We start from the raw sequence: 18,694 nt of genomic DNA, 5'->3' as shown, positions 1-18,694 counted from the left end.
GACTACTCCCGGCCCCTCACCCGCCGTTTCAAATGGCGTGCTAATTGGGCAATCGGATTGCACACGTTCAACCTTCACACTGCAAGCTGAACATACCCTAATCCGACCCTTGCGCCTTGGAATCATGAGGTTCACAATGTCGCAATGCAGACGCCAGAATGCGCTACGAAACTCCGATTTCTGCTTCCCCCATGCTTCCCCGAAGTGACCGACAAGGCGGGGAAGCGGAATTCGCATGATTGCGATCCGCTTAAGTGGATCAATATTCTTAAGAAAAATGGAGCGGGCGAGGCGATTCGAACGCCCGACCCCAACCTTGGCAAGGTTGTGCTCTACCCCTGAGCTACGCCCGCTCACTGACGTTCCCGGTGCGTGCCCTTGGGGCCCATCACCGTGGGGAGGCGCGCGATTAGCAGCGGGTTTCGGACCGTGCAAGGCAAAAATGCGTGGCGAGCAACGAAGCGCACCATACACTCGTCCTCGCGCGCCCGCCTGGCCCCCTCGCGGCCCTTGCCCCGAGGCGTCCCGCCCTTCACAACGGCTCGAAACGCCCCACATGGGGCCGAATACAGCGAACGAACGCGCAGGAAAGGATTACCGCAGTGGCGAGCATGGGTCTCAATCTCGACGAACAGAAGGCGGTGGACCGCTTCCGCACCGAGGTCGTCGAGCCGTCGATGACGAAGCTCGTCGTGCTCGATTTCTGGGCGGAATGGTGCGGGCCGTGCAAGGCGCTTACGCCGGTGCTGGAAAAGGTGGCGGCCGATTATGCGGACAAGGGCGTGGTCCTTGCCAAGGTGAATGTCGATGAAGAGCAGTTCATCGCCAGCCAGTTCCAGGTCCGTTCCATTCCCACCGTCTACGCCATGTTCCAGGGCCAGCCGGTCGCCGACCTGACCAATGCACGCAGCGAATCGCAATTGAAGCAGACGCTCGACCAGCTGCTGAGTCAGCTGCCCGTCGAACCGGGTGCGGCGGGCGAACAGGCGAACGGCCAGCCCGATGTCGCGCAATTCATCGCTATGGGCGAACAGGTGCTGGCCGAAGGCGACGCGGAACGCGCGGCGGCCATCTTCATGCAGGTGGTCGACATGAAACCCGACGAGGGCGCGGCACAGGCCGGGCTTGTACGTGCGCTGGTCGAAGCGGGGCGGATCGATGACGCCAAGGCCGCTCTCGCCGCCGCGCGGACCAACCCGGCGCTGGTCGACGATCCGCAATTGGAAGCGGCGCAGAGCGCGCTCGATCTGGCTGCCAACGCTCCCGACGAGGGCGAGCTGACCGCGCTGAAGGACAAGGCGCAGGGTGGCGCGATGGACGATCGGCTGGCCTATGCCGAGGCGGCTTTCGCGGCCGGTCGGCGCGACGATGCGGCGGACGAGCTGCTCGCCATGATCGAGGCGGACAATGCCTGGAACGACGGGGCCGCGCGCGCCAAGCTGTTGCAAATCTTCGAAGCGGTCGGCCTCGAAGATCCATGGGTCGTCGCCACAAGGCGGCGACTGTCGCGAATCCTGTTCGGATAGGCGGCGCAGCTTGAGGCTATCCATCTTCCCTTTGCCCGGAGCGATCCTGTTCCCCGGCCTGCAATTGCCGCTCCACGTCTTCGAGCCGCGCTATCGCGCCATGGCGAGCGACGCTTTGGCCCGCGACCGGCGGATCGCGATGATCCAGCCGATGCGCGGCGGCGATGATTCGCCGCTATACGAGGTCGGCTGTATCGGCCGGATCGGCGAGGTCGAAGCGCTCGACGATGGGCGCTACAACCTCGTCCTGGAAGGCGAGGCGCGGTTCCGGATGATCCGCGAGCTCGACGTCACCACCGCGTTCCGCCAGATCGAAGCCGAAGCGATCGAGGATGACGAGGACGAGGTGCTTTCCAGCGTCGAGCGCGCCGGCTTCGAATTCGAAGCGCGTCGTTTCGCCGATATGCAGGGATACAGCGTCGACTGGGATTCGGTCGATCGCCTCGACGATCAGTCGCTCATCAACGGCGTGTCGCAGATCGCGCCCTTCGATGTTGCGGCCAAGCAGGCGTTGCTGGAGGCGGACAGCCTTGGCGAGCGATGCGAATTGCTGGTGCAGCTGATGCAGTTCTTCGCCCTGCGCGACGGCGGGGACGATCGCGTCACGCTTCAATAGGGCTCTAGAGCCCGAACGAGCCGCGCAGACCGTCGATCACATATTGCGCGGCGAGCGCCGCCAGCAAGACGCCCAGCAAGCGCGTCACCACCGCTTCCACCCGGTCGCCGAACAGCCGCATCAGCGGCCCCGCCGCAATCAGGGCGAGCGCGGTGATGACCAGCACGGTCAACAGCGCGCCCAGCACCACCAGAGAGCCTTCGAGGCCCGGCGCTTCCTGCATCAGCAGCATGATCGCCGCGATCGCACCCGGCCCGGCCAGCATCGGCATGGCCATGGGGAAGACCGAGACGTCCTCCACTTCGGGGGTATTGGCATGCTGCGCGGCGAGCTTCTCGGCCCGTTCCTCGCGCCGCTGGGTGCGCTTTTCGAACACCATTTCCCACGCGATCCAGAACAGCATCAGCCCGCCGGCGATGCGGAAGCTGTCGAGCTCGATATGGAGCGCGGCCAGAAGATCGACGCCGAACAGAGCGAACACCAGCAGGATCGCGGTCGCAATCAGGCAGGCGCGTACCGCCATGTTGCGCCGCTGCACCGCGCTCGCACCCTTGGTGAGGCCCGCATAGATCGGCGCGCAGCCGGGGGGATCGATCACGACGAACAGCGTGACGAAAGCGGAGAGAAACAGTTCGGCCATATCAGTTGTCCCGCTCGTAGCGACCATCGGCGGTTATTTCGAAGCGAGTCGCCTGCTTCCAGCTCCCGCCCTGCCAATGGCTGGCGACGAAGCTGCGGCGCCCGTCCGCCCCCTGGACCCAGCGCCAGGCAAGCGTGCCGTCCTTCGACCTCTCGCCGCCGATCCGGCTACCTTCCTCCATGGCGGGGGCGGGCAGGGGCGAGGGCAAGGCGTCTTCACCGGGACAATCGGCGACCTCTCCGGTAATCATCGGAATCGCGCGCACCACGATCACATCGTCGCCGGTGGGCCGCGCATCGCGCTCGGCATTCTCGCGCGCGGTCAGGGCCGCATCGGGCGCTGCGATGTGGTAGGCGAAGGCATAATCGTAATCGCGCTGCCGCTCCCACACGGTGGCGTAATAGCCCCATTGCCCGTCCGGATCGGCGTATTTCCCTTGCGAGATCGCGGTCTGTCCGTCGCAGCTCGACCAGACCGCCTGCGGCGTCCATTGCCGGGGCGGCATGGATGCGGATCGGCGAGCGAAGTAGGCCGCTACATCGATCGGCCCCTCCGCATCGTGGATCACGGCATCCGCTGCGGCGAATTCATCGAAGGCGCTCGGTCCACCGTCGTCGCGCGCGGCCCGCGCAAAGGCGATGTCACGCGCGGCCACGCTGCCGGGATTGGCGGTGGTCCTGACCTCTCGCTCGAACCGCTCGGTATAGCGGGGAACGCGCGGCCCCGCCGCACAGGCGGCAAGCGCGAAGCAGCCCGCGAGAAGAGAGAATGTCGCGAGGGCGCGCATCGCCTCAGAGGCCTTCCGGCTGGTCGAGCCCGGCATGATTGTAGGCTGCGACCAGCGTGTTGCGCAGCAGGACGGCAATGGTCATCGGGCCGACGCCGCCGGGCACGGGCGTGATCGCGGAGGCGACCTCGCTTGCCGGGCCATAGTCGACATCGCCGACCAGCCGCCCGCGCTCCTCACCTTCGCCCGCAGGCAGGCGATTGATGCCGACATCGATCACCGTTGCGCCCGGCTTCAGCCAGTCGGCCTTGACCATCTCGGCACGGCCCACCGCGGCGACCACGATATCGGCGCGGCGCACCACGCCCGCCAGATCCTTCGTCCGGCTGTGCGCGATGGTGACAGTGGCGTTCGCATCCAGCAGGAGCTGCGCCATCGGCTTGCCCACGATGTTGGAGCGTCCGATCACGACTGCTTCCATTCCCGACAGATCGCCCAGCCGATCGGCCAGCAGCATCATGCAGCCGAGCGGGGTGCAGGGCACGAAGCCCGTCTGGCCCACGGCGAGGCGACCGGCATTGGCGATATGGAACCCGTCCACATCCTTGTCCGGATCGATCGCGGCGATCACCGCCTGATCGTCGAGATGGGCGGGCAGGGGCAGCTGGACGAGGATGCCGTCGACGGCATCGTCCGCATTGAGCGCTTCGACAAGCGCGAGCAGATCTTCCTGCGACGTATCTTCGGCCAAACGATGTTCGAAGCCGTTCATATTGGCGGCCAGAACCGCCTTGCCCTTGCTGCGCACATAGACCTGGCTGGCAGGATCCTCGCCCACGAGCACCACGGCCAGCCCGGCCTTGCGCCCTGCTGCCTGTTCGAACTTCGCCGCCTGTTCGCCGACGCGCGCGCGCAGCTTTTCGGCGAAAGCCTTTCCGTCGATCCGGTCCGCAGCCATCAGACGCTCTTGATCACACCGTCGAGGACGATCAGCACGACCTGCAACAGGATGATGAGGACCAGCGGCGAGAAATCGATCGCCCCGGTGCTGGGCAGGATATTGCGGATCGGGCGCAGCACCGGATCGAGCAGGCGGTTGATCGCCATATAGACGCCCGAAAGAAATTCGTTCGAGCTGTTCACCACATTGAAGGCGAACAGCAGCCCGATGATGAACTGGATGATGATCAGCATCACCAGCACATTGGTGAGCATCGCGACGATTTCGTAGATGGTGTAAAGCGCTTGCATGCCGGTCCCGTCCGTTGGGTTTGGTGCAGTTTCGTGAGGCTCCGCTTACAGGCGCGAAGCCGTGTAGGGAAGGCCTAGCGGGGCGCGGCGCCGACCTCTTCCACCCCTGCGCGGATCAGCGTGCCCGCGCCCTGTTCGGTAAAGAATTCGAGCAGCATGGCATGCGCCACTCTCCCGTCGAGGACCACGGCGGCATCGCAACCGCCCTCCACCGCGTGGACGCAGGTTTCCAGCTTCGGGATCATGCCGCCGCCGATCGTCCCGTCCTCGCGCAGCCGGGCGATGTCGGCAGGGTCGAGATCGGTGAGGAGGTCGCCCTGCTTGTCGAGCACGCCTGCGACATCCGTCAGCAGGAACAGTCGCGCCGCGCCCAGTGCTGCGGCGAGTGCGCCGGCCATAGTGTCGGCGTTAATGTTGTAGGTGTGCCCGTCCGCCCCGCTGCCGATGGGCGCGACCACCGGGATCATGCCTGCCGCAATGGCAGTGTCGATCACGGCGGTGTCGACCAGCGTCGGCTCGCCCACGAAGCCCAGGTCGAGCGCCTGTTCGATATTGCTGTCGGGATCCTTCGCCGTGCGTTCCAGCTTGGTCGCGGTGACGAGATTTCCGTCCTTGCCCGACAGGCCGATCGCCTTGCCTCCGGCGCGCGCGATCCATCCGACGAGTTGTTTGTTGATCGCTCCCGACAGGACCATTTCGGCGATCTCGGCCGTCGCCTTGTCGGTGACGCGCAGGCCATCGACGAAGGTGCTTTCCACGCCGAGCTTCTTCAGCATCGCGCCGATCTGCGGGCCGCCGCCGTGGACCACCACCGGATTGATGCCGACCGCTTTCAACAGCACGATGTCGCTCGCGAATTCGCGCGCCGCCTGTTCATCGCCCATGGCGTGGCCGCCATATTTCACCACGAAGGTGCGCCCGGCATAGCGCTGGAAATAAGGCAGCGCCTCGATCAGCGTCGCCGCCTTGGTATGGAGATCGTCGGGATCGGGAATGGTGCCGCTCATGCGAAAACGCCTGCCTTCGTGGTGGGTGAAGGCAGGCGCTTAGCGTGGGATGGATCGCCCGGAAAGGGCTCCGCTTTATTCGGTGGGCGGTTCGGTCAGATCGGTCGCGCCGGTCTGTGTTTCGGTCGTGCTTTCGACCGCCTGGACATTCTCGGCATCGGCGCCGCGCACCTGCTCCAGCCCTTCGGCGGTGTCGGAGGTGAGGTCGGTGTTCAACCGTTCTTCCTGCGTGGTGATCGCGCTGTCGGGGATCGTTTCGATTTCCTCGTCCCCGTCGGCGTTCAGGAAGAAGATGATCGAGGCGACCGCCAGGAGGACGATGAGGCCGACCCAGAACCAGCGGCTGGACGGATTGGTATCGGGAACGGGATCGGACATGGTGCGAAAATCTCCTGTTTGGTCGCTTTCAGGAATAATGACCGGGCGCGGCGGGCGTTCCACGATCCGTCTTCCCCTCCCGTTTCGTCGGCCCTAGACTCGCCCCCATGAACCGTGCCGCTCTTCTCTTCGCACTCCTCCCCCTGTCGGCCTGTGTCGCTACTGCCGAGGCGCCTTCCGCGCCGCCGCTGCCCACCGCGCAGCAGGCGTTCTGGGACGCTCTGGAGAGCCATTGCGGCAACGCCTATGCCGGTTCGCTCGCCACCGAGGATGCGCGCGACGAAGCGTTTCGCGGCAAGCGGATGCTGGCCCACTGGGCCGAGTGTACGCCCACCCGCATCGCGATCGCCTTCCATATCGAGGATGCGGACGAGGCCGACGGGTGGGACCGCAGCCGCACCTGGCTGGTCAGCCGCACTGCCGACGGGCTGCGGCTGAAGCACGACCACCGCCATGCCGATGGGAGTGTGGATGCGGTGACGCACTATGGCGGCGATAATTCGGGCCAGGGGATGCCGGGCGCGCAGGATTTCCCGGTCGATCCCTATTCGATCGCGCTGTTCGAGCGGGAGGGGCTGGACCTCTCGCTCACCAATGTCTGGCGCGTCGAGGTCGATCCGGCGGGCGAGCCCGATGCGCGCTTCGCCTATCAATTGACGCGCCGCAACGATCCGACCCGGCTGTTCCGCGTCGCGTTCGACGCGGCCCGCCCGGTTGCCGCGCCGCCGCCTGCCTGGGGTTGGTGAGGCGGCGGGGCCGCGCGGCGCCGTCATGCCGGATGCCGGGCGTTGACACGATCGGCGGGCCCTAAGCCAGCCTGCGCCCTCCCGCTTTCGTCGAGCATCCGCGCCGCGCGCTCCATCGCCGCGTGATGCTGGAGCAGGGCGTTTATGTCCGGTTTACAAGTACTTCCCCGATAGCGCCCGCGATGCATCAACACCTGGACCAGCCCGCGCTTCATCCGCTCATACGGCGCGAGCCCTGTGGCTTTCGTACTCGCCAGGTCCACGGCATCATGCGCCACCCCCAGCGCCGTGTCCCACGCGGCGGCGAAGCCCGCCGCCCCGGCCCGACGGCGCAGGCGATAGGCGCTTTCCCGCCCCATCGCGACCGCGCGCGCCGCCTTCGCGACCGAGCGCGTTTCGACCAGCATCCCGATGAAATCCGCCTGCCGCGCCGCCGTCCACCCGTCATGCCGGGCGCAGGGCAGGGGATGGAAGGCGGGCAGGCGGCGGCGGGTGCGGGCCGCGGCTCCATCGCCGGTTTCGACAGGATCGGGAGAAGTACGCTGCATCGCACAGGATGAAGCAGATTCGCACGATGTAGGAAAATGCTTTCATCGATCTGCTTGCCGGGATCCTGCGCAGGGCTTCTCAAGACGCCCCACACGAAAAGGGCCCCGGATCGCTCCGGAGGCCCTTTGTCGTAGTGTAGCGCGTGATCGATCAGACGCTGCGTGCGCGAACTCGCGTGTAGCGGGTGTCCGCCGCCGGTCCGGTATCGCGATACGTCACCGAATCGTCGTGGATGTCGAGATGTTCGACACCGACCAGGCGACCATCGTCCATGCGGACGGCGACGACGCGTTCGCCATCTTTGTCCACCAGCATATCCTCGATCTTGCCGTAGCTCTCGCCGGTGCGCGAGCGCACGGGATAGCCCCTTATGTCCTGATCTTCGTTTTCCAGCTGCCAATCGGACAGGCCGGTCAATTCGTTGAAGCGGTCATCATGTTTCATCGCGGGTTTACTCCCCCATTTTGCACATTCACCCGCGCGGCGCGGATATAGGCGTCGTTGCCGCCTTCCAGATCGGCCTGGATCGACTGCGGCATGTTCGAAAGGTCGAGCGCCTGAACGTTGCCGGCGAGCGACACGGTCGAGCCGGGATTGACGTCGATCAGGCCTTCACGAGCCGTTTCGGGCGTCTGCACTTGGTCGAAGCGGATGAGCGTTTCGTTGGCGCCTTCGCCCACGGTGAAGCCCATGTCGCCGATCACGCGATTCACCGGAACGGTGTCGAGATTGACATCGTCGCCGATGCGATCGCCGAGCGAGGACAGCGCGTCCAAGGTCACGACGGTACCGGTCGCGTCAGCCGCCATGCCGGTGTCGACTGGATCGACGGTTTCGACGTCGGTCGCGGCGTCGTTTGCGACGATGGCGGTATCTTCTTCGAGCACGTCGGGCGTGTCATCGTCATTGTCGAAGATCGCCCAGAGAAGGGCGATAATCCCGGCCAGCAGCAACAGCCACCAAAGCCAGGACAGGTTGGATTTCTTCTCTACCGGAATTTCTGCCATGTTGGTCCCTGTCTGTCGCGCCGACGGATAGTGTCGACACAGCTAGAGCCCATGGGCTACCGGAAAGTTCCGAAAAAATAAGGAATTAGCAGATCTCGCAAGCGGTCCGAGCCGTTCGCCACCAGGTCAGTCGAACAATTCTTCGAGGAAGCTCTTCTTGCGCTTTTGCGGCTTGCCGTAACCATGGCCATAGCCCGAATGGCCGTGGCCGCCATGCTGGGCGTAGCTGGGTGCCGGGCGGGCGTGACCGCCGGACTGGCCCCCGCCCATTTGCGGGCCGCTACGCTCAATGATCTTGTCGAGCTCGCCGCGGTCGAGCCACACGCCGCGGCATTGCGGGCAGTAATCGATCTCGACCCCCTGCCGATCGCTCATGGCGAGCGGGACGGCACAGACGGGGCACGGCATGGCGGCGACTTCGGCTTCGGTTCGCATGTGAAATCCTCTCAGGGTCGAATTCGTTTTCGCAAGTGGTTGGTCTGCGTGCCGCTATCAAGCGCAACCGTGCGGCGATGATGCACGCGCCGCTGCACGCCTATGCCCACGACGACAACGGCCGCCCCCGAAGGGGCGGCCGTCGCTTGGCGCCGTAACGGGCGGCGCATTGGGTTCAGCGCTTACTTGGGCTGACGCGGGGTCTCAGACGACTTGTCGTCACCCTTCTGGCTTGCACCGCCTTCGTTCTGCTGGCGCTGCTGCGCATCGTGGTCGGACTTGCCCTTATCGCCCTGTTGGTTCTGGGCGGGCTTCTGGTTCTTCTGATCCATGGTGTAGTCCTTGGTTGGTGCGAGTGGGAAAATACCCGGCTCGCACTCACTCAAGCTATGGAAGAGATTACGGTTTCTGCCTTTGCGCCAGTACGGGCGGGGAATGGGCCAGGGCACCCTGGAGCTGCGCAGCGCCAGATTACCTGAACCAAGCCCCGGCCTAGAATTACTCCGCCGCCTCGACGTCCCCGAACAGACCCGGGCCCTGATCGTCCGCATCCGCTTCCTCGTTGGCGGGCCGGGCCTTGTTGCGCTTGTCGAAGCTCGACCAGACGTCCTGCCAGTTCCCCTTGGTCGCGCCCTTGGAATATTCGGTTGCGCGGGTTTCGAAGAAATTGGCGTGCTCCACGCCGTTCAGCAGCGGGGCGAGCCAGGGGAGGGGGTGGTCTTCCACCATGTAGATCGGCTGGAGGCCCAGCTGGCCCAGCCGCCAGTCGGCGATGTAGCGGATGTAGCGCTTGATCTCTTTCGCGGTCATCCCCGTCACCGGGCCCTGTTCGAAGGCGAGGTCGATGAAGGCGTCTTCCAGGCGGACCGTCTTCTGGCACATGTCCATGATGTCTTCCTTCACCGCCTTGGTCAGGCAGTCGCGCTCGGCGCAGAAGGCGTGGAACAGGCGGGTGATGCCTTCGCAGTGCAGCGATTCGTCGCGCACCGACCAGCTCACGATCTGGCCCATCCCCTTCATCTTGTTGAAGCGCGGGAAGTTCATCAGCATGGCGAAGCTGGCGAACAGCTGCAGCCCTTCGGTAAAGCCGCCGAACATCGCCAGCGTGCGGGCGATATCCTCGTCATTGTCGACGCCGAATTCCTGCAGGTAATCGTGCTTGTCCTTCATCTCCTCGTACTCGAGGAACATGCCGTATTCGCTTTCCGGCATGCCGATCGTGTCGAGAAGGTGGGAATAGGCGGCGATATGCACCGTCTCCATATTGGAGAAGGCGGCGAGCATCATCTTCACTTCCGTCGGCTTGAACACGCGGCCGTATTTCTCGTGGTAGCAATCCTGCACCTCGACATCGGCCTGGGTGAAGAATCGGAAAATCTGCGTGAGCAGATTGCGCTCGTGATCGGTGAGGTTCTGCGCCCAGTCGCGGCAATCCTCGCCCAGCGGCACTTCTTCCGGCATCCAGTGGATCTGCTGCTGACGTTTCCAGAACTCGTAAGCCCAGGGGTATTCGAACGGCTTGTAGGTCTTGCGGGCTTCGAGCAACGACATCTTGTGTCTCCGGGTCTTCGTGTGAACCAGAACATATAGAGCATCCGGGCGCATTTTCGAACCCGCTATCTGGTGATTCGGCGGGGATAAGCCGGGGAGAATTTGCGACCGGCGGGGTTGCATTGCGCGGAACGCTGTGGGTGGCGCGGGCGTTGACCGGGTGAAAGGAATTTTTCCAATGAGCACCTATGAAGGACGATACGAGCCCAAGGACAGCCGCGACGTGACGCTTTCGAACGAGCGCGCCCCGGGCGAGCCCGACCGCACCGGCCACCGCGAAGGCGAAGCGCGCCAGCAGGAACAACAGGCGGATGCGTCGAAGGGCGATTCGAAGGATGGCCCCGAGGAAAACAAGTCGCAGGTCGCCTACGGCAACAGCAAGGACCGCGAAGGCCAGATGGAACAGGACATCGCGACCGACGGGGCCAAGAACGGCACCAAGGGCGGCGGCAACGCGGTAGGCGAAACCTCCGCCGATCCGGCAGCGCGCGCCAAGGCGGACGGCAATCGCCCGATCTCGGGCGACTGATCGCCGAACACGTTTGGGGCAGGACGGGTCCGGCCCGTTCCCCTTTGCGGGCCAGCCCGCACCCCGACGCCCCGCCGACCCCGGTGGGGCGTTTTCTTTGGCCCGGAATGCTGACTCGGGAGCCGACGCCCGGGTTCCGCTCGATTGTCACCAGGCCGTGGCTGGGCGGCGACGAACCGAGGAACGGTCCGCGAGGCGACCCGTTGTTCAGGTATAAGCAACTTATACCAAAGGGTAATTTATGTTCGAGAAGATCCGCATCAAGGAACACATGGAAATCGCCGATTCGAAGGGCCAGCACGTCGGCACGGTCGACGATGTCGAAGGCGACAACATCAAGCTGACCAAGTCGGACAGCGCCGACAGCATCCACCACATGATCCCGGTCGATGATGTCGAAAAGATCGACGATAACCGCATCTATCTCAAGGAAGGCGCACGCATTCCTGCCGGGCTGGGGAACAAGGCGAACGCCTGAACCGCCTCGCAATAGAGCATGAAAAACCCCGCCGGTTTCGCGACCGGTGGGGTTTTTCGCGTCCGGCAGCGTAAAGTCAGGCCGCGTCGGGATCCTTCACCTCGACACCGAAAGGCGTCTGCTGATGCTGGATCACCACCCAGTTCTCATGCTCGAGGCGCTGGAGCGTGCTGGTGCAGACCGCATGATAATCGCTCCCCTCGCGCTTCGCATGCGCGCGGTAACCGATGACGATCAAGCCTTCGTCGTGCCGCGTCACGCGCGTGTCGGCGAATTCGACCTCGCTCCAAACCGGCGTGCTTTCGACCGCCCTGGTGGCAGCTTCGTGGTCGAACAGGAACGGCTGCTGCGGCAGGCCCATCACGCAGTCCTGCGACACCTTTTCCCGGTAAACGTCGCCGCCTCCCAGCCACAATTCGCGCTCGAATTGTCAGATGCGTTCGTCGTTCACGGATGGTCTCCTCGATAATGTCCGTTCGATCAGGCAACGGTCGAAGAGCCATGCGGTTCACCCGATCGCGCGAGACAAGCTGTGGCTCGGCCTGTCCGAAACCGGTCAGGCGTCCTGCGAGACCAGTATCCGGCAAAACGGCTTGGCGATTGCCACCACCTCGGCGACCGGCTCGTTGCAACCGTGAGCGATCCAGGTCCGGGCGATCGCGAGCAGCCCGTGCATCGCGCCCGTTTCGCGCAGCACGTTCGCGCCTGTCTTGCGCCCGTCGGGATCGAGAGTCAGAGCCAGCACTCGAGCGAATTCTGCAAGCCCCCGTTCGAAAGCCGCATCCACCGCGGCGCTGATGCCCGACATTTCCGTTACGAACACGCGAGCGGCTGCGGGCTTTTCGCGTAGCAAGGTGTAATATCCCCGCAGCATCGCTTCCAGGCGCGCTTCGCGCTCGGTTTCGCCCAACCCGGATGCTGCCGCCTGCACGGTTTCCAGGGCAATCCGGGTCACCGCTTCGTAAGCCGCGATCAACAGCGCCTCGCTGTTGGCGAAGGATTCGTAGAAATAGCGCGGAGTGAGGCCGGCCGCCCGGCAGACGTCCGCCACCGTGGTACGGCGATAACCCTGTTCGCCATAGGTATCGACGGCCGCCCTGATCAGCCGCTCCTGCCGTTCGGCCCGTCGCTCGCCGGACGATTGCCCGCCATAAGTACGGCCTTGCCCGGTTGCGCTTGTCGTCGCCTTCGCCAAGTGATAACACCTATTTCCAGATCGGAGCGATCCGACTTCCTCTTGCCGATGGAACGCTAAAATGGCCAGTGCCGCCGAAACACGTCAAACCCCTTCTTCTGCCGACATCTCGGAGCGTTTCGATGTCCTGATCGTGGGCGCTGGGCTTTCCGGTATCGATGCGGGCTACCGCGTTTCCACCGAATGCCCCGGCAAGAGCTACGCGATCCTCGAAGCGCGCGATGCGATCGGCGGCACCTGGGATCTGTTCCGCTATCCGGGCATCCGTTCGGATTCGGACATGTATACGCTGGGCTTCCCTTTCCACCCCTGGCCGAGCGATCGCGCCATCGCCGATGGCGAGGCGATCCGCGATTACATCGTCGATACCGCGCAGAAATTCGGTATCGATCGGCACATCCGCTTCGGTTGCAAGGTGGTGGCGGCGCGCTGGTCCACTCAAAATGCCGAGTGGGTGCTGGAGATCGAGGAAAATGGCGAGAAGCGTCATGTCGCCTGCTCGTTCCTCTATATGGGCAGCGGCTATTACGATTACGCAGGCGGCCACACGCCGCATTTCGAGGGCGCGGAGAGTTTCGGGGGCGAGATCGTCCATCCGCAGCAATGGCCGGAAGATCTGGATTATGCCGACAAGCGCGTGGTCGTGATCGGCAGCGGTGCGACGGCGGTAACGCTGGTGCCGGCGATGGCTCGCACCGCCGCGAAGGTTACCATGCTCCAGCGCTCGCCGACCTATATTGTCGCCCGTCCGTCGGAAGATGCGATTTCCCGCTGGACGCACGAACATCTGCCCAAGGCGCTCGCCGACGGCATTACCAAGTGGAAGAGCGTCGGTCTCGGCATCGCGACATACGGTTATGCGCGGCGCAAGCCTGCCAAGGTCAAGGCCGCCATCCTCGATGGCGTGCGCGAACAGCTTCCCGAGGGCTACCCTGTGGAGCGCGATTTCGAGCCGTCCTACAATCCGTGGGACCAGCGCATCTGCCTGGTGCCCGATGCCGATCTGTTCGACACCATCCGCAATGGTGATGCCGAAATCGTCACCGATACGATCGAGCGTTTCACGCCCGAGGGCATCGCATTGACTTCGGGCAGGGAATTGCCCGCTGACATCATCGTCACCGCCACCGGGCTCACGCTCACCATGGTGGGCGGCGTCGAGCTTTACGTGGACGGCGATCGCGTCGATCCTGCCGACCGGCTGGTCTATAAGGGCATGATGCTGGAAGGCGTGCCGAACATGGCGCTCGCCTTCGGATATACGAATGCCAGCTGGACGCTGAAATGCGACCTGTCAGCGCGCCATGCCTGCCGGTTGATCAATTACCTCGACGCGCACGACAAGGTGGCCTGCCTGCCGCGCCGCGCCCATGCGGGGATCGAGCCCGAACCGATGCTCGATTTCAGCTCGGGCTATGTCCAGCGCGCCGCCAATGTACTGCCCAAACAGGGATCGGAAGCACCGTGGAAAGTGCACCAGAATTACGCGCTCGACCTGGCCTCGCACAAACTCTCGCCTGTCGCCGACGGCACGATGCATTTCATCGAAGCCGGGCAGGTGCTGGATGATGCGGTGGCCCCCACATCCAATCGCAAACCGGTGGCCGTGGCCGCAGCTTCCGGCATCGGAGCCTCGGCTGCCGCACTGATCGCACGGCGCGGGGCCAAACGCGGCGCGTCCTCCGGCGGCGCTGCGGGGGCGCTTGCCCTGGCGGCTCGGATCGGCGGCGGTGCCGCGCTGGCGGGCTTGGTAGGGGGCGCTGCTCTCGTGGGGTTTGCCGCGCTGTCGCGTTCGCGGGCGCAGGCAGCGGTTCCGGCCGATGGCCGCTTCGTCCGCGTCAACGGCAAGCGCGTTCATTATCGCGACGTCGGATCCGGCCCGACGATCGTGATGATCCACGGCCTGGCCGGACAGATGCGCAATTTCTCCTATGCGTTGCTCGACAAGCTGGCGAGCGATCATCGTGTGATCCTGATCGACCGGCCGGGTTCTGGTTATTCCGACCCGATCGACAGCGCCACGATCCGCAGCCAGGCGGCGCATATCGGCGATGCCTTGCAGACGCTGGGCCTCGACCGCCCGCTCGTGGTCGGCCATTCGCTGGGCGGCGCGGTCGCGCTCGCTCTCGCGCTCGATCGGCCCGACCAGGTCGGCGGTCTCGCTCTGCTGGCTCCGCTCACGCACCCGATGGACGAAGTGTCGGAGGCGTTCGACGGGCTCGCCATTGCCTCGCCCACAGCACGGCTCGCCGTGGCGTGGACTCTGGCTACCCCGATGATGATGCTGCGCGGCGAGAAGGGCGCGCAAGCGGCGTTTGCCCCCGAACCGGTCCCCGGCGATTTCGCGACCCGTGGCGGCGGGGCCTTGCTGGCCCGCCCGGGCAATTTCCAGGCGGCAAGCGCCGATTTGAACGCCGCGCCTGCCGATCTGCCCGGTATGGTCGCGCGCTATCCGTCGCTGGAGATGCCGGTATCGGTCCTGTTCGGTCGCGACGATCCGGTGCTCGACCCGGAAGCGCAGGGCGAGGCTTTCGTCGCAGCCGTGCCCGAAGCCGATCTGACACTGATCGGGGGCGGGCATATGATCCCCGTGACACAGCCGGACACGGTTGCGGACTGGATCCGCGAACGTGCCATCGATTTCCGCAGCGAACGGCCCGAGTGACGGCCCTGACCGCTCTTTCGACCCGGCAGGAATGGCAGCGCGGCTGGCACATCGTGGCGAGCGGCCATGTCGGCATCGGCGTGGGGGCCGGGCTTTATTTCTACACTTCCAGCCTTTTCGTCGTGCCCGCGTCCGAAACGTTCGGCTGGACCCGTGGCGAGATTTCCGCCGGGGCAGCGCTCGGCCTGCTCGGATCCTTGTCGGCGCCGCTGATCGGACGCTTGGCGGACCGCTACGGCGCGCGGATCGTCGCCGGGATCTGCACCATTGCGATCGGTCTGGTCTTCGCCGCCCTGTCGCAGGTCACTGGGCCGTACTGGCAATTCGTCGTGTTGTCGGCCCTTCTGGGCGTCGTGGCCCCCGGTGCGACTGCGTTGACGTTTTCGCGCGTCATCACCGGGTGGTTCGACCGGGCGAAGGGACAGGCGCTGGGCATCATGGCGGCGGGTGCATCCATCGGAGCGCTGCTGTTTACGCCGCTCATCGCCTATATGCTGGCATCGCATGGCATCATGGGCGGTTATCTGACGCTTGCCGCGCTGGCGATAGGTGTCGGCGCGCCGGTGATCCTGGTCTTCATGAAGGACCGCACGGACAAGGATCAGCCGATCGTGCCCGAACCGATGGCAAAAGAAAGCGATCCGGCTTCGAAGCGGCGCATCTGGTCGATCATCCGCTCGCGCGCCTTTGTCGCTCTTGCCGTTTCGGTGTTCTGCACGAATGTCCCGACATCCGGCGTTTTGACGCAGTTGGAACCGCTACTGCTCTTCAACGGCGTGACGGACACGGCGCCGCTGATCTCTCTCTACGCTATCGTCGTGCTGGTCGGGCGGGTGGGCATCGGCTGGCTGTTCGACCGCGGCGATGCCCGCTATATCGCAGCGAGCGTCACTTTGATCGCGGCTGCCGGTTGCCTGATGTTCCTCTCGGGCGCGCCCGCCTGGATGACGATCGCTGCGATGGTTTTCGTGGGGCTGATGCAGGGTATGGAAGTCGATGCGATCGGCTTCTTCGTCGCCCAGCAATTTCCGCGCGATTCCTTCGGCCTCCTGTTCGGTCTGCTGTTGACGATTTCGCTGTTGGGAACGGCTCTCGGCATCGTAGGCTTCGGCACGCTTTACGACGCCACGCAATCCTACGATCTCGCTCTGGCGATAGCGGCCGGCGTGATGTGTGCGGCATTCGTCTCCTATCTCGCGATCCCGAAGCGTGGGCATGCCGACATGTCGGCGCAATAGGCGTCCGGACGCGGTCGCGTTCGGCCCGTCGGGATGATTTCGGCCGTGTCCGGATGGCTCTGACCTCAGCTTGAAGAAAGCCACGTCGCGCCAACTGCTTATGGCGGGGGCGGGTGGACAGCCCTTGCCTGGGTGTCGCCTCGGATTTAAGTCCTTGTTCGTAAACCTGCTATAAACTGGAGGTTCCGGGGTCGCGAACCGGAGGCTTATTCCCAGTGTCACGACAGGTAGTGTCACGACAGCCAATGTCACGACAGACAGAGCGTTCAAACGCGCCAATCGCGCGCAGGGGATGGGCCGATGCGCGTTGGCTCAAGCCGAAAAGCTGGGCTTTTTCGGACGATCCGGACGCCCTGATCGGCCAATACGCCAATCTCAAGCGTCAGGTGCCGTTGCTGTATCTGCTGCTCGTCATCATCGCGGCGGCGAGCGTGTATCTCACGGCGGACAGCGCGCCTCGCCTGATTGTCGGACTGGTTTCCGGACTGTTCGTGGCTGTCTGCACCACCCGCATGGTGTGGTGGCTGTGGTTTCTTCCCGACCCGTCCGAAATCAGCGTGTCGGACGCCAAGGCGCTTCTGCGCCGGACCACTCTGGCGGTTCTCCCGATCTGTCTCTCCTATCTTGGCTATGCGTTTCTGCTCGATGCGTCCGGCGGTCCCCTCCAGCGCGCGGGCGTGACGATCTGTCTGATCATGACCGCGATCGGCTGCATCTTCTGCCTGATGCATCTGCCGCAGGCCGCGCTGCTGGTGCATCTGACGACGATGGTGCCCTATATGATCTATCAGGCATTCGTCGGGAGCGAGATCTTCCTGCTGATCGCCCTGATCGCGGCCATGGTCACCACCTTGATGATCCGCGTCTCGCTCAATGCGCATGAGGACTTTACCGAGCTGATCACATCGCGGGCCGAACTGGCGATGCGCCGCCGCGAGGCGGAAAGCCTGGCGAGCGAGAATGCCAGCCTCGCCATGACGGATGTGCTGACGGGTCTTCCCAACCGGCGACTGTTTCTGAGCGATCTGCAAGACCGGATCGCGCGCTCTGCCGAGGCAGAGCGGGAGTGTGTGGTCGGAGTGCTGGATCTCGATCGCTTCAAGCAGGTCAACGACATTTACGGCCACACCGCAGGCGATAAATTGCTCGTCGCGGTCGGCCAACGCCTGCGATCGTTGCGCAGCGACAGCTTGCTGGTGGCTCGCCTTGGCGGCGACGAATTCGGTCTCCTGATCGAAGACGACGAAACCGCTGCGAAGGCGATCGGGGAACGCGTCATCGCCTTGCTCAATCGACCGTTCCAGATCGACGGCCATCGCCTGTCGGTGGGATGTTCCATCGGATTTGCGACCTTCCCCTATTCCGGAGCGACCGCGAATTCGGTGTTCGATCGCGCGGACTATGCGCTGTACGACGTGAAGGCGGATCGGCGCGGCACCTTTGCCTTCTTCACGCTGGATCTCGAAACGCGCCTGCGCACCGACAGCGAACTTGAGGCGGCCCTGCTGGGCGCCGACCTTGCGGACGAGCTGGACATCGCGCTGCAGCCGATCCTCGATCTGACCACCGCGAAGGTGCGCGGCGTCGAGGCTCTGGCCAGATGGAACAACGCTCAGATCGGCCGCGTAGATGCGACACGCTTCATCGATGCGGGCGAGCGCCTGAACCTCATGAAGAGCATCACTACGACGCTGTTCGAAAAAGCGCTGGCGAGCATGGGGAAGCTGCCCGAAGACGTCGGCCTGTCATTCAATCTTTCGACCTTCGACATCGGGAGGTCGAGCACTATCGATGGGCTGATTGCGGCCATCGAACGTCATGGTGTCGCTCCCGATCGCATCACGTTTGAGATTACGGAAACCGCACTGATGCGCGAATACGATACTGCGATTGCCCATATCCACCGTCTGCAGGGAATGGGGATCTCGATCGCGCTCGACGATTTCGGCACCGGCTATTCGAGCCTGAGCTATCTAAGCCGGCTCCCCATCGACAAGATCAAGATCGATCGCAGCTTCGTGTGCAAGCTGGACGAGCCGGGCGTCAAAAAGATCGTGACCGCGATCATGGGCCTGTGCGAAACGCTTGATCTGGAATGCATCGCCGAAGGAATCGAAACGGCCGAAGACTGCCTGACGCTGGAAAGCATGGGATGC

22 protein-coding genes and 1 tRNA gene are annotated in these 18,694 nt (G+C 64.2%); 8 read left to right on the top strand and 15 right to left on the bottom strand.

Annotation, left to right across the window (positions count from 1 at the left end; translation table 11 throughout):
- Positions 1–278: 278 nt before the first annotated feature.
- A tRNA-Gly gene (locus A3736_RS15265) sits at positions 279–353 on the bottom strand.
- Between the two features lie 258 nt (positions 354–611).
- Here A3736_RS15265 and A3736_RS15260 point away from each other — a divergent pair.
- Both A3736_RS15260 and A3736_RS15255 read left to right on the top strand, forming a co-directional pair.
- A complete protein-coding gene (locus A3736_RS15260; protein WP_067684711.1) occupies positions 612–1,526 on the top strand; it encodes a tetratricopeptide repeat protein in 915 nt (304 codons plus the stop codon).
- Between the two features lie 10 nt (positions 1,527–1,536).
- A complete protein-coding gene (locus A3736_RS15255) occupies positions 1,537–2,142 on the top strand; it encodes an LON peptidase substrate-binding domain-containing protein (RefSeq protein WP_067684709.1) in 606 nt (201 codons plus the stop codon).
- A 4-nt stretch (positions 2,143–2,146) separates the two neighbouring features.
- Here A3736_RS15255 and A3736_RS15250 read toward each other — a convergent pair whose 3' ends face one another.
- The 6 genes from A3736_RS15250 to A3736_RS15225 all read right to left on the bottom strand — a co-directional run bounded on the left by A3736_RS15250 (position 2,147) and on the right by A3736_RS15225 (position 6,145).
- Positions 2,147–2,782 carry a MarC family protein gene (locus A3736_RS15250; protein WP_067684707.1) on the bottom strand — a complete coding sequence of 212 codons (636 nt, stop codon included), beginning with the start codon at positions 2,780–2,782 and terminating at the stop codon, positions 2,147–2,149.
- A gap of 1 nt (position 2,783) precedes the next feature.
- Positions 2,784–3,569, bottom strand: coding sequence for a hypothetical protein (locus A3736_RS15245; protein ID WP_156502168.1), 786 nt, complete (start codon positions 3,567–3,569; stop codon positions 2,784–2,786).
- Positions 3,570–3,573: 4 nt separating this feature from the next.
- Positions 3,574–4,467 carry a bifunctional methylenetetrahydrofolate dehydrogenase/methenyltetrahydrofolate cyclohydrolase FolD gene (gene folD, locus A3736_RS15240; RefSeq protein WP_067684703.1) on the bottom strand — a complete coding sequence of 298 codons (894 nt, stop codon included), beginning with the start codon at positions 4,465–4,467 and terminating at the stop codon, positions 3,574–3,576.
- Entirely contained in the window at positions 4,467–4,760 is a 294-nt protein-coding gene (locus tag A3736_RS15235; RefSeq protein WP_067684701.1) for a YggT family protein, read from the bottom strand. Before A3736_RS15235 ends, folD begins: the two co-directional genes overlap by 1 nt.
- A gap of 74 nt (positions 4,761–4,834) precedes the next feature.
- Positions 4,835–5,767 (bottom strand): acetylglutamate kinase, encoded by a 933-nt coding sequence (gene argB, locus A3736_RS15230; protein WP_067684699.1) that lies wholly within the window; start codon positions 5,765–5,767, stop codon positions 4,835–4,837.
- A gap of 75 nt (positions 5,768–5,842) precedes the next feature.
- On the bottom strand, positions 5,843–6,145 hold the full coding sequence (locus A3736_RS15225; RefSeq protein WP_067684697.1) for a hypothetical protein: 303 nt from the start codon (positions 6,143–6,145) through the stop codon (positions 5,843–5,845).
- 107 nt (positions 6,146–6,252) lie between these two features.
- On the opposite strand from A3736_RS15225, the gene A3736_RS15220 reads away from it, so the two are divergent.
- Positions 6,253–6,891 carry a hypothetical protein gene (locus A3736_RS15220; RefSeq protein WP_067684695.1) on the top strand — a complete coding sequence of 213 codons (639 nt, stop codon included), beginning with the start codon at positions 6,253–6,255 and terminating at the stop codon, positions 6,889–6,891.
- Positions 6,892–6,914: 23 nt separating this feature from the next.
- On the opposite strand, the gene A3736_RS15215 is transcribed toward A3736_RS15220, so the two are convergent.
- The 6 genes from A3736_RS15215 to A3736_RS15190 form a co-directional block, all read right to left on the bottom strand.
- A complete protein-coding gene (locus tag A3736_RS15215) occupies positions 6,915–7,439 on the bottom strand; it encodes a hypothetical protein (RefSeq protein ID WP_067684693.1) in 525 nt (174 codons plus the stop codon).
- A gap of 151 nt (positions 7,440–7,590) precedes the next feature.
- Positions 7,591–7,884 (bottom strand): PRC-barrel domain-containing protein, encoded by a 294-nt coding sequence (locus tag A3736_RS15210; protein WP_067684691.1) that lies wholly within the window; start codon positions 7,882–7,884, stop codon positions 7,591–7,593.
- Positions 7,881–8,447, bottom strand: coding sequence for a hypothetical protein (locus tag A3736_RS15205; protein WP_067684689.1), 567 nt, complete (start codon positions 8,445–8,447; stop codon positions 7,881–7,883). Before A3736_RS15205 ends, A3736_RS15210 begins: the two co-directional genes overlap by 4 nt.
- 126 nt (positions 8,448–8,573) lie before the next feature.
- Positions 8,574–8,882, bottom strand: a complete 309-nt coding sequence (locus A3736_RS15200; RefSeq protein ID WP_067684687.1) for a zf-TFIIB domain-containing protein — start codon at positions 8,880–8,882, stop codon at positions 8,574–8,576.
- Between the two features lie 182 nt (positions 8,883–9,064).
- Positions 9,065–9,214: a hypothetical protein gene (locus tag A3736_RS15195; RefSeq protein WP_156502167.1), complete on the bottom strand. Its 150-nt coding sequence runs from the start codon at positions 9,212–9,214 to the stop codon at positions 9,065–9,067.
- Between the two features lie 166 nt (positions 9,215–9,380).
- Positions 9,381–10,433, bottom strand: coding sequence for a ribonucleotide-diphosphate reductase subunit beta (locus A3736_RS15190; RefSeq protein ID WP_067684683.1), 1,053 nt, complete (start codon positions 10,431–10,433; stop codon positions 9,381–9,383).
- Positions 10,434–10,611: 178 nt separating this feature from the next.
- Between A3736_RS15190 and A3736_RS15185 the strand changes: the two genes are divergently transcribed.
- Both A3736_RS15185 and A3736_RS15180 read left to right on the top strand, forming a co-directional pair.
- Positions 10,612–10,962 (top strand): hypothetical protein, encoded by a 351-nt coding sequence (locus A3736_RS15185; RefSeq protein WP_067684681.1) that lies wholly within the window; start codon positions 10,612–10,614, stop codon positions 10,960–10,962.
- A 241-nt stretch (positions 10,963–11,203) separates the two neighbouring features.
- Entirely contained in the window at positions 11,204–11,440 is a 237-nt protein-coding gene (locus tag A3736_RS15180) for a DUF2171 domain-containing protein (protein WP_067684679.1), read from the top strand.
- A 76-nt stretch (positions 11,441–11,516) separates the two neighbouring features.
- Here A3736_RS15180 and A3736_RS15175 read toward each other — a convergent pair whose 3' ends face one another.
- Both A3736_RS15175 and A3736_RS15170 read right to left on the bottom strand, forming a co-directional pair.
- Positions 11,517–11,855, bottom strand: a complete 339-nt coding sequence (locus tag A3736_RS15175; protein WP_233999433.1) for a DUF4440 domain-containing protein — start codon at positions 11,853–11,855, stop codon at positions 11,517–11,519.
- A 141-nt stretch (positions 11,856–11,996) separates the two neighbouring features.
- The gene (locus tag A3736_RS15170; RefSeq protein ID WP_067684677.1) at positions 11,997–12,635 is read right to left on the bottom strand and encodes a TetR/AcrR family transcriptional regulator; all 639 of its coding nucleotides are present in this window, start codon (positions 12,633–12,635) and stop codon (positions 11,997–11,999) included.
- Positions 12,636–12,696: 61 nt separating this feature from the next.
- Here A3736_RS15170 and A3736_RS15165 point away from each other — a divergent pair, with 61 nt between their 5' ends.
- The 3 genes from A3736_RS15165 to A3736_RS15155 form a co-directional block, all read left to right on the top strand.
- Positions 12,697–15,300 (top strand): alpha/beta fold hydrolase, encoded by a 2,604-nt coding sequence (locus tag A3736_RS15165; protein WP_067684674.1) that lies wholly within the window; start codon positions 12,697–12,699, stop codon positions 15,298–15,300.
- Positions 15,297–16,538 carry an MFS transporter gene (locus A3736_RS15160; protein ID WP_067684672.1) on the top strand — a complete coding sequence of 414 codons (1,242 nt, stop codon included), beginning with the start codon at positions 15,297–15,299 and terminating at the stop codon, positions 16,536–16,538. The genes A3736_RS15165 and A3736_RS15160 overlap by 4 nt, the downstream gene beginning before the upstream one ends.
- 245 nt (positions 16,539–16,783) lie before the next feature.
- A partial coding sequence (locus A3736_RS15155; RefSeq protein ID WP_067684669.1) for a bifunctional diguanylate cyclase/phosphodiesterase occupies positions 16,784–18,694 on the top strand: 1,911 nt, incomplete at its 3' end.

The organism is Erythrobacter sp. HI0063, assembly GCF_001635685.1.
Lineage (GTDB): Bacteria > Pseudomonadota > Alphaproteobacteria > Sphingomonadales > Sphingomonadaceae > Qipengyuania.
The sequence above is the reverse complement of the archived record's forward strand: the minus strand, read 5'-3'. Positions and strand labels throughout refer to the sequence as shown.

Coding starts and splice junctions, on each gene's coding strand:
- A3736_RS15260 (WP_067684711.1), top strand. CDS start 612: ATGGGTCTCAATCTCGACGAACAGAAGGCGGTGGACCGCTTCCGCACC.
- A3736_RS15250 (WP_067684707.1), bottom strand. CDS start 2,782: ATGGCCGAACTGTTTCTCTCCGCTTTCGTCACGCTGTTCGTCGTGATC.
- A3736_RS15245 (WP_156502168.1), bottom strand. CDS start 3,569: ATGCGCGCCCTCGCGACATTCTCTCTTCTCGCGGGCTGCTTCGCGCTT.
- folD (WP_067684703.1), bottom strand. CDS start 4,467: ATGGCTGCGGACCGGATCGACGGAAAGGCTTTCGCCGAAAAGCTGCGC.
- A3736_RS15235 (WP_067684701.1), bottom strand. CDS start 4,760: ATGCAAGCGCTTTACACCATCTACGAAATCGTCGCGATGCTCACCAAT.
- argB (WP_067684699.1), bottom strand. CDS start 5,767: ATGAGCGGCACCATTCCCGATCCCGACGATCTCCATACCAAGGCGGCG.
- A3736_RS15225 (WP_067684697.1), bottom strand. CDS start 6,145: ATGTCCGATCCCGTTCCCGATACCAATCCGTCCAGCCGCTGGTTCTGG.
- A3736_RS15220 (WP_067684695.1), top strand. CDS start 6,253: ATGAACCGTGCCGCTCTTCTCTTCGCACTCCTCCCCCTGTCGGCCTGT.
- A3736_RS15215 (WP_067684693.1), bottom strand. CDS start 7,439: ATGCAGCGTACTTCTCCCGATCCTGTCGAAACCGGCGATGGAGCCGCG.
- A3736_RS15210 (WP_067684691.1), bottom strand. CDS start 7,884: ATGAAACATGATGACCGCTTCAACGAATTGACCGGCCTGTCCGATTGG.
- A3736_RS15205 (WP_067684689.1), bottom strand. CDS start 8,447: ATGGCAGAAATTCCGGTAGAGAAGAAATCCAACCTGTCCTGGCTTTGG.
- A3736_RS15200 (WP_067684687.1), bottom strand. CDS start 8,882: ATGCGAACCGAAGCCGAAGTCGCCGCCATGCCGTGCCCCGTCTGTGCC.
- A3736_RS15195 (WP_156502167.1), bottom strand. CDS start 9,214: ATGGATCAGAAGAACCAGAAGCCCGCCCAGAACCAACAGGGCGATAAG.
- A3736_RS15190 (WP_067684683.1), bottom strand. CDS start 10,433: ATGTCGTTGCTCGAAGCCCGCAAGACCTACAAGCCGTTCGAATACCCC.
- A3736_RS15185 (WP_067684681.1), top strand. CDS start 10,612: ATGAGCACCTATGAAGGACGATACGAGCCCAAGGACAGCCGCGACGTG.
- A3736_RS15180 (WP_067684679.1), top strand. CDS start 11,204: ATGTTCGAGAAGATCCGCATCAAGGAACACATGGAAATCGCCGATTCG.
- A3736_RS15165 (WP_067684674.1), top strand. CDS start 12,697: ATGGCCAGTGCCGCCGAAACACGTCAAACCCCTTCTTCTGCCGACATC.